13 protein-coding genes are annotated in these 11,454 nt (G+C 65.2%); 3 read left to right on the plus strand and 10 right to left on the minus strand.

Annotated features, from left to right (window positions below; translation table 11 throughout):
* Positions 1 to 492: 492 nt before the first annotated feature.
* Positions 493 to 891, minus strand: a complete 399-nt coding sequence (locus ACQP2D_RS03780; protein ID WP_433682334.1) for a winged helix-turn-helix transcriptional regulator — start codon at positions 889 to 891, stop codon at positions 493 to 495.
* Between the two features lie 99 nt (positions 892 to 990).
* Here ACQP2D_RS03780 and ACQP2D_RS03785 point away from each other — a divergent pair, with 99 nt between their 5' ends.
* On the plus strand, positions 991 to 1,842 hold the full coding sequence (locus tag ACQP2D_RS03785; RefSeq protein WP_433682335.1) for an SDR family oxidoreductase: 852 nt from the start codon (positions 991 to 993) through the stop codon (positions 1,840 to 1,842).
* Positions 1,843 to 2,103: 261 nt separating this feature from the next.
* Here ACQP2D_RS03785 and ACQP2D_RS03790 read toward each other — a convergent pair whose 3' ends face one another.
* The gene (locus ACQP2D_RS03790) at positions 2,104 to 2,481 is read right to left on the minus strand and encodes a VOC family protein (protein ID WP_433682336.1); all 378 of its coding nucleotides are present in this window, start codon (positions 2,479 to 2,481) and stop codon (positions 2,104 to 2,106) included.
* A 153-nt stretch (positions 2,482 to 2,634) separates the two neighbouring features.
* On the opposite strand from ACQP2D_RS03790, the gene ACQP2D_RS03795 reads away from it, so the two are divergent.
* Positions 2,635 to 3,432: a TetR/AcrR family transcriptional regulator C-terminal domain-containing protein gene (locus ACQP2D_RS03795; protein WP_433682337.1), complete on the plus strand. Its 798-nt coding sequence runs from the start codon at positions 2,635 to 2,637 to the stop codon at positions 3,430 to 3,432.
* Here ACQP2D_RS03795 and ACQP2D_RS03800 read toward each other — a convergent pair.
* Both ACQP2D_RS03800 and ACQP2D_RS03805 read right to left on the minus strand, forming a co-directional pair.
* Positions 3,426 to 3,563 carry a hypothetical protein gene (locus ACQP2D_RS03800; RefSeq protein ID WP_433682338.1) on the minus strand — a complete coding sequence of 46 codons (138 nt, stop codon included), beginning with the start codon at positions 3,561 to 3,563 and terminating at the stop codon, positions 3,426 to 3,428. The genes ACQP2D_RS03795 and ACQP2D_RS03800 overlap by 7 nt on opposite strands.
* A gap of 342 nt (positions 3,564 to 3,905) precedes the next feature.
* Complete coding sequence (locus tag ACQP2D_RS03805) at positions 3,906 to 4,439, minus strand: carboxymuconolactone decarboxylase family protein (RefSeq protein WP_433685517.1); 534 nt, start codon at positions 4,437 to 4,439, stop codon at positions 3,906 to 3,908.
* A 388-nt stretch (positions 4,440 to 4,827) separates the two neighbouring features.
* Between ACQP2D_RS03805 and ACQP2D_RS03810 the strand changes: the two genes are divergently transcribed.
* On the plus strand, positions 4,828 to 5,706 hold the full coding sequence (locus ACQP2D_RS03810; RefSeq protein ID WP_433682339.1) for a nuclease-related domain-containing protein: 879 nt from the start codon (positions 4,828 to 4,830) through the stop codon (positions 5,704 to 5,706).
* Between the two features lie 85 nt (positions 5,707 to 5,791).
* Here ACQP2D_RS03810 and ACQP2D_RS03815 read toward each other — a convergent pair whose 3' ends face one another.
* The 6 genes from ACQP2D_RS03815 to urtA form a co-directional block, all read right to left on the minus strand.
* Positions 5,792 to 6,496, minus strand: a complete 705-nt coding sequence (locus ACQP2D_RS03815) for a GntR family transcriptional regulator (protein ID WP_433682340.1) — start codon at positions 6,494 to 6,496, stop codon at positions 5,792 to 5,794.
* A gap of 10 nt (positions 6,497 to 6,506) precedes the next feature.
* Complete coding sequence (urtE, locus tag ACQP2D_RS03820) at positions 6,507 to 7,199, minus strand: urea ABC transporter ATP-binding subunit UrtE (RefSeq protein ID WP_433682341.1); 693 nt, start codon at positions 7,197 to 7,199, stop codon at positions 6,507 to 6,509.
* A complete protein-coding gene (gene urtD / locus ACQP2D_RS03825) occupies positions 7,192 to 8,046 on the minus strand; it encodes an urea ABC transporter ATP-binding protein UrtD (RefSeq protein ID WP_433682342.1) in 855 nt (284 codons plus the stop codon). Before urtD ends, urtE begins: the two co-directional genes overlap by 8 nt.
* Positions 8,043 to 9,197 carry an urea ABC transporter permease subunit UrtC gene (gene urtC, locus ACQP2D_RS03830; protein WP_433682343.1) on the minus strand — a complete coding sequence of 385 codons (1,155 nt, stop codon included), beginning with the start codon at positions 9,195 to 9,197 and terminating at the stop codon, positions 8,043 to 8,045. The genes urtD and urtC overlap by 4 nt, the downstream gene beginning before the upstream one ends.
* Positions 9,194 to 10,078, minus strand: coding sequence for an urea ABC transporter permease subunit UrtB (urtB, locus tag ACQP2D_RS03835; RefSeq protein ID WP_433682344.1), 885 nt, complete (start codon positions 10,076 to 10,078; stop codon positions 9,194 to 9,196). The genes urtC and urtB overlap by 4 nt, the downstream gene beginning before the upstream one ends.
* 68 nt (positions 10,079 to 10,146) lie before the next feature.
* Positions 10,147 to 11,427: an urea ABC transporter substrate-binding protein gene (gene urtA / locus ACQP2D_RS03840; protein WP_433198423.1), complete on the minus strand. Its 1,281-nt coding sequence runs from the start codon at positions 11,425 to 11,427 to the stop codon at positions 10,147 to 10,149.
* Positions 11,428 to 11,454 lie beyond the last annotated feature (27 nt).

An 11,454-nucleotide genomic window follows, 5' to 3' on the forward strand; every position in this document is an offset into this window, starting at 1 on the left:
TTGCTGCCGACCTGTCGCTGTCGCATAGGTATCGGGCATCGCGCACAGGTTGTGCAAGGTATGCGAACTGACCACTGCCTATGCGACAGCTTGGCTGTCCAGTTACGGACCGATGGTTTGCGCTGAGCGGTGGGTGGCACGGCTGGGGGCGGGTCAGGCCACCGGTTGCGGGCGTGGAGTGGTGCCCGGCGCGGGGTGGCGGGTGCTCGGGTTACCCAGGTAACCAATCGTTCGAGTAGGCCGCGGCCGACGAAGCGGGTCCATAGGAGTGAGCCGACTGCCGGCAAAATCCCGCCGATCAGAAAGAGCAGCGCGGCGCGCACCATTACCCAGTTGAGAAATCATGAGCACTGCCCATCGTTTGCAGGACCGGAAAGCCATCTGTCGCATAGGCATTGGCTAGTTCGCACAGGTTGCTGCCTGTGCGCGATGCCTCGTGTCTATGCGACAGCCGTAGCTCGGCGGGCGTGGGCTGGGATGCGGGACGGGCCGTCAGTCGCGGTGGTAGGCGGCCTGGGCTGCGCGGACTCGGGACATATTTGTTTCCAGGACCACGATTAGGCTTTCCAGGCGTTCGGCGACCTCGGCGCCGAGGTCGGTGAGGGTGTATTCCACTCGGGGCGGGATGGTTTCGTGGACTTCGCGATGCACCAGGCCGTCGCGTTCCAGGGCCTGCAGGGTCTGGGAGAGCATGCGTTCGCTGACGCCGTCGACGCGGCGGCGCAGGGCGCTGAATCGGTACGGCCCCTCGCGCAGCGCGACCAGGGCGAGGGTGCCCCAGCGGCTGGCCACATTCTGCAACACTGGTCGTGACGTGCAGTTTCGGGCGAAGACGTCGGCTTCCAGCGTCGGGTCATCGGTATTCGCCGACGGCGGGCGCTGAGCAGTCATGGAATCGATAGTACCTAACTTGACCAAAGTGTCTACGGAATGCATAGTGCTTACTATTAGTTAGTACTTGATGAACCGTACATACCTTGGGAGGTAGTCATGACCGTCGCCGTAACCGCAGCCGGTGGGCAGTTGGGTCGTCTCGTCGTGGAGGCGCTTTTGCGTGAGGGCACCACGCCGGTGGTCGCGATCGTGCGTGATCCGCAGAAGGTCGCCGATCTGGCCGAGCGGGGTGTCGAGGTCCGCCAAGCCGCCTACGACGACCCTGAGGCGCTCGACCGCGCGCTCGCTGGCGTCGACCGGGTGCTGCTCGTCTCCGGTAATGAGTTCGGTGCGCGAGTTGCCCAGCACGCCAATGTGATTCGCGCTGCGGAGCGGGCGGGTGTGAAACTGCTCGCCTACACCAGCATTCCGCGCGCCACCGAGAACCCGCTGATTCTGGCGCAGGAGCACATCGGCACCGAGGCCGTGCTCGCGGAATCCGCTGTCCCGCATACGATCCTGCGCAATGGCTGGTACTGGGAGAACTACTTCGGCGGACTCGGCAACGCCGTCGAGACCGGGGTGCTGCACGGGGCCGCGGGCGATGGCCGTGTCGCTGGCGCGGCGCGCGCCGACTACGCCGAGGCGGCCGCCAAGGTGCTGACCACCGATGGCCACGAGGGCCGCGTCTACGAGCTCGGTGGCGATGAGCGCCTCACCTATGCCGATCTCGCCGAGGTGATTTCGCAGGCATCGGGCAAGCCGGTGCGCTACGAGAACCTGTCCAAGGAGGACTACCACGCCGCACTCGAACAGGCCGGACTCCCCGCCCCCTACGCCGCGGCACTCGCCGACGCGGATGCCGGAATCGGCGGCGGCATCCTCGATGTCGACTCGGGCGACCTTCAGAAGCTGATCGGCCGCCCCGCCACCCCCGCCATCGAAATCTTCCGCGCCGCCCTCGCCTGACCGCACCTCGTCATCCGAGCTGAGCCCCGGGCTTGCACACCGTATTTCGCGGTCGCGCTATCCGCGCCGCCGATACGGTGTGCAAGCCCGTTGTGCGTCAACGGAATGGGTTGGCATTACAGCCGATGCCTGCCGTGTTCACGTACTTGGCATGCAATTCCGGTACGTGTCGGAATTAGTTGCCCGCACTGGCTTTGTGCGCCGTGTTCGCGCTTGTGGCGAGCTATGCAGAGGTCTGCGACCTGGGTATCGGCCCGGCGGCTAAAGCCATTGCACCAATTGCAGAATGATGCCGTTCGGGTCGGTGATCTGGAAGTAGCGTTCGCCCCAGGGTTCGGTTTCGATCGGGGTGACGATCGGGACGCCTGCGTGCTGGAGGCGGTCGTATTCGGCATCGATGTCGTCTACGACGAAGGCGACCAGTAGGCCCTCGCCTGCGCTGCCCGCTTTGTTCTTCGGTTTGAAGCTGTCCAGGCCGGTGCGCAGGTAGCAGAGGCTGAAACCGGCATCGGGGCGGGCGATGGCGATGAAGCCGTCGGCCGAGTTCTGCTCGGTGAAGCCGAGATGGTCGATGGCGAATTCGGCCGAGGCCTGCGGATCGGCGACATTGAGGGAGATTGCGGAAGCGGTGATGTTCAAAGGGTCCTCCTCTGGAGCCGGCCGTAAACTCTGTACTAAGTACACTGTACTTTGTACGGTAGTTCCCCGGCGGCTGCACTATGACGTGGATCACCCCGATACGATCGGCTCGAGAGGTATCGGCGGGGGTGGCCCGCGAGGCGAGGAGGTGGCGTGGCCGAGCAGTCACGGGACCGCAGTAGTGCGGGTGATCCCGTGCGCACCTTGGAATTGCTGTGGCGCGTGCCCGGTGCGTCGCAGCGGCAGCGCGGACCGAAGCAGCGCAGCAGTGTGGATGCCGTGGTCGCGGCGGCGATCGAGATCGCGGATGCGCAGGGGATCGGCGCGCTCACCATGCGCGCTGTGGCCACCGAACTCGGCCTGACTCCGATGGCCACCTACACCTACGTACCGGGCAAGGTCGAACTGGTGGACCTCATGCTGGATGCGGTCTACCGGGAGATGTCACGCGCCGCTCTGAGCGAACTGCCCTGGCGCGATCGGGTCGCGACAATCGCCTCCGAGAACCGTGCCATGCTGATCCGCCACCCGTGGGTCGCCTATCTGCCGACCACGCGTCCGCCGCTCGGGCCCGGCGTTGCCGCCAAATACGAGCACGAACTGCGCGCCTTCGACGGCCTCGGCCTCGATGACCTCGATATGGACGCGGCGCTCACCTTCGTCCTCGGCTTCGTCACCTCGGTCGCCCGCATTGCCATCGATACCGAGCGCGCCGCCGCCGACAGCGCGATGTCCGACCAGCAGTGGTGGGAACGCGCCGCTCCGCTGCTGGCCCAGGTCTTCGACGCCGAGCGCTATCCGCTGGCCGCCCGCGTCGGGGCGGTCGCCGGTCAGGCGCACGACTCCGCGTATAGCGCCGACCACGCCTACGAATTCGGCCTGGCGCGAGTCCTCGACGGCCTGGCCGCCCTCATCGAAAGCCGTGGAGTCGCATGCGATATCGGCTACTGATCGCCGCTGCTGATGTCGTTGTTCGGGTCCGGATGCCGGGTGGCGTCCGCATTGCCGGGCAGCATGAAACTTGTGATCACGATTGCCAGAAGGATGAATCCCGCCACGATCAACACGAGGCTGACGGTCATGACGCCCCCTTTCTCCTGTCGAGCTGACAGCTAACTGTCGGCAAGTTTGATGGAGGGGTTTCCTATGGTCGCGTCGTCACACTGTGGCGTGTGACACAGTTTCGGTATGCGATTCAGAATAGGTGCTTGCGTGCATTTGGTGTGCGGGAAGTGATCATTCTGTGAGTGACCTTCTTCAGTTGCTATCCAGCTGGACGGCCTTCGACGAAGGTCGCCCCGGAGTTGCCGCCAAATCGAGAAAGCGGCGCGCGGGCCATTAATCGCTCACGCGCTGCCTTGCTCACGCGCTGCCTTGCTCACGCGCTGCCTTGCTCACGCGCTGCTCGCCGACGCTCCCGAGCATCACAGCCCGTCGCGCTGGATCCGCAGCGCGGTAATGGTTGCGGCCAACCCCTCGTACTGATTGATGAGCAGGACGATTTCGATCAGGCTGCGCTCGTCGTAGTGCTCGGCAAGGTCGGCCCAGGTGGCATTGCCGATATCGCGGGTTCCGACCAGTTCGTCGACCGCGTTGAGCAGGGCACGGTGTTTATCCGACCATCCGTCGGCGGAGGGGCCGGTGCTGACTCGCTCCAGGATTTCCGGCGTGACACCGGCGCGCCTGCCGATGCGGATGTGATGGTCCATTTCATAGGCGCAGTCGCGCAGGCGGGCGACGCGCAGGATGACCAGTTCGGATTCGTGCCGGGGCAGTCGGCCGCCCGGCATCAATCGTCCCGAGAAGTGCAGCCAGCCGCGGAACAGCCCCTTCGTCCGGCCGAGTGTGCTGAACAGATGTGCGTCATCGGTGCCCGCCGCGCGCGAAAGCAACTGCCAGACAACCCAATTGATCGGACCGAGCTCGCGGAGCCGTCCGGGTGAAATGCGTGGTTGCAACACCGAAACCATGCCTTTTCCTCCTGCTCCCCAGTGTGCACCGGAGGAGTCTCGTCGCGGGTCCGTGGTGTCGGACCGAATCAGAGCGTACTAGCGGGTAGGTCGCTGATCGGTGGATCGGCAGCACTCTGTTTGTGCGGCGCGCGGTTCCTGGACCTTGCGGTATCCCGGCTGGGCTCGGTTCGTGACCGCATCGATAGGGGCGTTGCTGGGATTCGGAGCTGGCTTGCCGAGGCGCCTTGAATCCGACTGGCCGGTTCCCTGTTGCCGGATTGTGCTGGCCTTCTTGGCTTTCCTGTGGTCTTCGCGGCGACCGCGGGTCATCATCAGTACCGGCGCGGTGGATGCGGGACGCCGGGTCGAACCGGATGAGGCAGGGAAAGACGCGATGCTGGTGAAGATCAAGACCGGAGCGAATCTCTCCGGGGCGGAGCAGGAGTTCGTGGAATGCCTGCGGTCGTATTCGACGACCGGTGTCGCATTGCTCGACGTAGCGGTCGGTGACCGTGGGGCCCGGCGGGTCGATGCGGTCATCCTGACCCCGCGCGGCATTACGGTGGCCGATGTCAAGGGCTTCCGGCGCCGCCAGAACGGAATACTGAGTATTCCGGGCGACGGTCCGTGGACGATCAGCGCGGAGCCCGCCGAATTCGACGAGGAGATCTCGGGCGATCCCGTCGACCACGTGGAACACAGCGTGCACGCCGTGAAGACCACCCTCGAGCGGGCACTGATCGATCCGGGTCATATCTGCGGCGTCGTCGTGCTGGTGCCATTCCGCGGGGTCGCGGTGCGGCCCGCGCGCACCAACCTGCGCCCTGGTATGGATGTGCTCGTCGCGAATGCCCGCGACGCGGCCGAGCTGCGCATCTACCTCGACGGCTTCTCCGCCGGACCGCGCAGCTGGACCGCCGACCGGGTCGCCGCCGCCTGCGATGCGCTCGGCGCCGAAAAGCCTTCGCGCGCAGAACTGCTCGCCGATGGCTTCGACGCGGTGCAGCCCGAGGCGCCGACGCCGTCCGCGCGGGACCTCCGACAGCACGTCATCCCCGCGCCACTGCCACCGAGTAGGCGGCAGACGACCGCCGGGTGGGCGATCTTTGCCGTTGCGCTGCTCGGCATGGTGATCGTCCTGATCGTGATCGCGAGTTCGCTCGCACACGATTCGGCCCAACCGGCCCGCGAGCCGGATACGACGACAAGCGTGACGCCGTCGCCGCCGCCGTACCGTCCGATCGAATGCTGGCCGTTCCAGACCAAGTGCTGATTCCGTAGGACTGTGTGCCTTCGTGTTCGTCTTGGCCTGCCAACGACGGCCGACCGATCCCCGCTCGGTCGAACCGGGGCCGTCGTCAGTCCCGAACCGCGCGTGAGAGTTTCGTGAATTCGATGGCCTGCTGCGCGCGAGCCAGCACATGGGTGCGGGAGCGGCCTATATGGGTGGTGAGGGTGCGCAATGCCGCGTCGGGATCACCGTCGAGCAGTTGTTCGGCGATCGCGATGTGCTCGCCGGTCATGGTGGCGATCCGCTCGGGCGTCGGCAGATCGAGGGTGCGGACCGGGCGCACCCGGACGTACACGCCGGTGAGCGCCTCGGCCAGCGCCGCATTGCCCGCCGCGGCGAGCAGCGTCGTGTGGAACTGCTCGTCCGCGGCGACCAGCGCGGGGCCGGGTTCGGGTGGATCGTCGCGGAAGCCGCGCCAGGTGTCGAGTTCCGCGCGCACCAGCGCCAGATCGTGCGCGGGCGTCGGCTCGCCCACGATACCGATCACCCGCTGAAATCCCCTGGTCTCCAGCACAATCCGCAATTCGTACAGATTGTCCAGTTCCTCCAATCGCGGCCGAAACGGATACAGTCCATCGGCGTGGCGCTCCACCAGCCCGTCGGCCCGCAGCCGGGCCAGCGCCTCCCGCACCGGGGTGCGCGAGACCCCGTAGATCTCGGCCAGCCGTTCCTCGCCGAGCCGTTCGGTGGGCACGATCGCTCCGGTGGCCAGGTCCCGCCGCAGCGATTCGTATACCCGCTCGCTGAGCGGAACTCGCCCCCTGCGCGTCATGGCGGCCAGCTCAGATCGCCATTGCCGAGCGGACCGAGGTCTCCGCGCCCGCACCGCCCTCGCCCGTGGACGTCACCCGTCCGGACTGCAGGACGTAATAGCGTTGTGCCGCTTGCAGAGCGAAGCCGATGTGCTGTTCCACCAGCAGCACACTGAGTCCGCCGCGACCGGTCAAATCGATAATGGTGCGCTCGATTTCGGCGACAACGGAGGGCTGGATGCCCTCGGTGGGTTCGTCGAGAATGAGCAGCTTCGGCTCGGTGATCAGCGCCCGCGCGATCGCCAGCTGCTGGCGCTGACCGCCGGAGAGCAACCCCGCCTTGCGGGTCAGCAGTTCCCGCAGCGCCGGAAACAGATCGAGCGATTCATCGATCAACGCCTTGCCGCGCTTGCGGCCATCGGCCACCACCTGCAGATTCTCGGCGGTGGTCAGTTGCGGGAAACTCTGCTGTCCCTGCGGCACATACGCGATGCCGCGCTTGACCCGGCGCGACGGCGACAGCTTGCTGATCGATTCACCGTGGAACGTGATCTGGCCGGATTTCGTACCGATCAGACCGACCGCGGTGCGCAGCAGCGTGGTCTTGCCCGCGCCATTGTGTCCCATGATCGCCACCACGCTGTCGTCCGGAACGGTGATCGACACGCCGTGGATCACCTCGGTCCGGCCGTAACCGGAATGAATATCGATGAGCTCAAGCATCGGCGGACTCCTTCGCGGTCAGCTCCTGCGCCGTATGCGCGTCTTCGAGTTCGGTGCCGATGGCCGCGGCGGTGCCGAGGTAGACCTCCTGCACCTTGGGATCGGCCTGTACCTGTTCGACGGTGCCCTCGCTGAGCACCTTGCCCGCGGCCAATACGGTCACCGAGGTCGCGAACGAGCGCATGAAGTCCATATCGTGCTCGACCACCACGACAATGCGTTCACCGCCGATGCGGCGCAATAGATTTCCGGTCTCCTCACGCTCTTCGGCGCTCATGCCCGCCACCGGTTCATCGAGCAGGAGCACCGAGGCGTTCTGCACCAGCAGCATGCCGATCTCCAGCCATTGCTTCTGCCCGTGCGCCAATACGCCCGCGGGTTTATCGCGCAGGTCGCCGAGGCCGGTGATCTCCAGTGCCTCTTCGATACTCGGCAACACCGACTTGCGGCGGCGCAGCAGCGTCCACGCCGACCGACCCGCCCCGGCCGCGATATCGAGATTCTGCAAAACGCTCAACTGCTCGAAGACACTCGCCGTCTGAAAGGTTCGGCCGATACCGAGCCGGGCGATCTGATGCACCTTCTTGCCGAGGAATTCCACGCCGGACTTCTGCGCCGATCCACTGGCAGGCACCAGTCCGGTGATCGCATCGATGAGCGTGGTCTTACCCGCGCCATTGGGGCCGATGAGGAAGCGCAGATCGCCTTGCAGCACGGTGAGATCCACATCCGAGACGGCTCTGAAGCCATCGAAACTCACCGAGAGGCCGCGAATTTCGAGGTACTCACTCGACATGCCCGCATTGCCACCGGCTTTCGGATCATGTGCTGGCGCAACCGTATTCATAGGGATTCCACCTTATCCTCGGCAACCGGTACGACCTCGGGCAGCGCTTCGGCGACGACGACCGGCACCGGGTCGACCGACTTGCCGAACCTGCTGTCCAGCAACCCCTTCAGCATCGGCCATACCCCCGCCAGACCCGCCGGAATGAACCCGACCACCACAATGAACAGCACACCCTGCAGATAGGTCCAGCTGGACGGGAACTCCTCCGATAGCGCGGTCTGCGCCCAGGCGACGCCGATCGCGCCGAGCACCGGCCCGAGCAGGGTGGTGCGCCCGCCGATCGCGACGCCGATAATGAATGCGATGGACGGCACCACGCCGATATCGGCCGGGGAGATAATGCCGACGATCGGTGTGAACAGCGCACCCGCGATGCCGGCGAAGAAGGCCGCGACAACATACGCCACGATCTTGATATTGGCCGGATCGTAGCCGAGGAAGCGCACCCGCTCCTCCTGATCACGCACGGCCACGAGCAATTCGCCGTACCGGCTGCGCATGAGTTGACGCACCGCCGCGACCACCAGCAGCAGGGTGCCCGCCGCAATGAAGAACAGCATCTGCCGGTTCGCCGGATCCGAGAGTTTGAAGCCGAAGAAGGCACGGAAGTCCGACAGCCCGGTGAATCCGCCGATCTTCTGCTGACCGGTCAGCAGAATCGCCAGCGCCGCCGCCAGCGCCTGGCTCAGAATCGCGAAATACGTGCCCTTGACCCGGCGCTTGAACACGCCGTATCCGAGCGCCGCCGCCACCAGTGCCGGCAGTACCAGAATGCCGATCAAGGCGACCGGTGCGGAGGCGAAAGGCCGCCAGAACGACGGCAATTCGCGAATACCGGCGATCTCCATGAACTCCGGCACGTCATTGTGCAGCCGGGCCGCATCGGCCATCTGCATATGCATGGCCATGATGTAGGCGCCGATGCCGAAGAACACGCCCTGTCCGAGGGTGAGCATTCCGCCACGGCCCCAGGCCAATCCGATGCCTGCGGCCACGATCGCGAAGCACAGGAATTTGGCGAGCAGGTTGAGCCGGAAATCGCTGAGCACGGCGGGTGCGACCGCGAACAGCAGGATCGCGGCGACGATGAAGCCGCCCCATGCGGTCACCGAAGGATGTGCGCGCCAACGTTGTCCGAGTGTGGTCATGCCAAACTCCTCGTGCGAACGGTGAACAGACCCTGCGGACGGACCTGCAGGAAGATGACGATGATGACGAAGACGATTACCTTCGCGATCGAGGCCGTCGTCGAATATTCGATGTAGGAATTCAGCAGCCCGAGTGCGAAGGCCGCGATCACCGTGCCCCTGATCTGCCCGAGTCCGCCGATCACGACCACCAGGAAGGCATCGATCAGATAGCTCTGCCCGATGGTGGGGCTGGTCGAACCGATCAGCGTGAGCGCGACGCCAGCGACCCCGGCCAGGCCGGAGCCGAGGAAGAACGTGCTGATATCGGTGATACGGCTGGAAACGCCACTGGTCTCGGCCAATCCGCGGTTCTGCACGACCGCGCGGATGCGCCGTCCCAGCGGGGTCGTCTTGAGCACGGTGGCCAGCGCGGTCACCGTGACCAGTGCGAGTACCAGAATGAAGATCCGGGTCTTGGGCACCACGGCGCCGAGGATGGTGACACCGCCGCTGAGCCATTCGGGGGCGAGCACATTCTTGGCGGGTGCGCCGAAGATGTCACGGGCCGCCTGTTGCAGCACCAGTCCGACGCCGAAGGTGACCAGCAGGGTGTCCAGCGGCCGGTCGTACATCCAGCGGATCAGGCCCATTTCCAGCCCCGCGCCGAGCAGTCCGCCGACCAGGAAGCCGATCAGCAGCGAAACGACCAGCGATACCCCGGTCGACGAGATGACCTTCTGCACAACATAAGTCGTGTAGCACCCGGCCATGATGAATTCGCCGTGCGCCATATTGATCACGCCCATCTGACCGAAGGTCAGCGAAAGGCCGAGCGCCGCGAGCAGCAGAATCGATCCCAGACTCAGCCCGGTGAAGAGCTGGCCGATCAACACGTCCATATTGAACTCCTAACGGGATCGGCCGGGTGCGGGCTCCCTCTCACAAAGCCCGCACCCGGCGCCAGTCGCTACTTGAGGCCCTTGGCCCACTCGTAGGACTTCAGGTACGGGTCCGGCGTGACGGCCTTGCCCGAATCCCACACCGTGTAGATCAGTCCGTCCGGCCGGATCTCGCCGATGCGGGCGGTCTTGGTGATGTGGTGGTTGGAGCCGTCGACGGTGACCAGGCCCTCCGGGGCCTCGAAGGTCACGCCGTCGGCCGCGGCCTGAATATCGGCCACCTTGAACGACTTTGCCTTCTCGACGGTGTTCTTCCACAGGAAGACCGAGGCGTAGGCGGCCTCCATCGGATCCGAGGTCGGCTTGTCGGCGCCGAACGCCGCCTTGTAGTCCGCGACGAACTTCTTGTTCACCGGGGTGTCCACGGTCTGGTAGTAGTTCCACGCTGTGAGCTGGCCCGCGATGTTCTGCGCGCCGATGCCCGCGACCTCTTCCTCGGCGATGGACACCGAAACCACCGGCATATCGGCGGCTTTCAGACCCGCATTGGTGTACTCGCGGAAGAAGGCCACATTCGAGTCGCCATTGAGGGTGTTGAATACCGCCCCCGCCTTGGCATTACGGACCTTGTTGACAATGGTGGAGAAGTCGGTGGAGCCGAGCGGGGTATAGTCCTCACCCTTGATCTCGATGCCGTTCGCCGCGGCGTAGGCCTTGATCTCCCGGTTGGCGGTCTGCGGGAAGACATAGTCGGAGCCGACCAGGTAGAGGGATTTGATGCCCTTCTGCTTCAGGTAGTCCAGCGCGGGCAGGATCTGCTGGTTGGTGGTCGCGCCGGTGTAGAAGATGTTCTTGCTGTCCTCCAGGCCCTCGTACTGGACCGGGTAGTACAGCAGCGAGTTCAGGCTCTCGAACTTCGGCTTCATGGCCTTGCGGCTCGATGAGGTCCAGCCGCCGAATACCGCTGCGACACAGTCGGAGCTGATCAGCTTTTCGGCCTTCTCCGCGAAGGTCTTCGGGTCCGAGGCGCCGTCTTCGAGCACCAGGTCGAGCTTCTTGCCCATAACCCCGCCCGCGGCGTTGATCTGGTCGACGGCCAGCTTGGTCGAGTTGGCGACGGTGACCTCGGAGATCGCCATGGTGCCGGACAGGGAGTGCAGTGAACCGATCTTGATCGAGTCCTTCGACGTGTCCACGCACGACGCGGCATTGGAGCCGCTGGTCGAGGCGTCATCCTTGGCGCCACAGCCGGTCAGCAGCAGACCGGCCAGTGCGACGGCCGTCGGCGCGACCAACGCCCTGGTGACGCGGCGGGAACGCGATCGATGGATGTCACGGGATTCTGGCATGGGGACGGACCCTTCTCTCCTCATCAG

Source organism: Nocardia sp. CA-119907 (genome assembly GCF_050955995.1).
In the GTDB taxonomy this organism is placed as follows: domain Bacteria; phylum Actinomycetota; class Actinomycetes; order Mycobacteriales; family Mycobacteriaceae; genus Nocardia.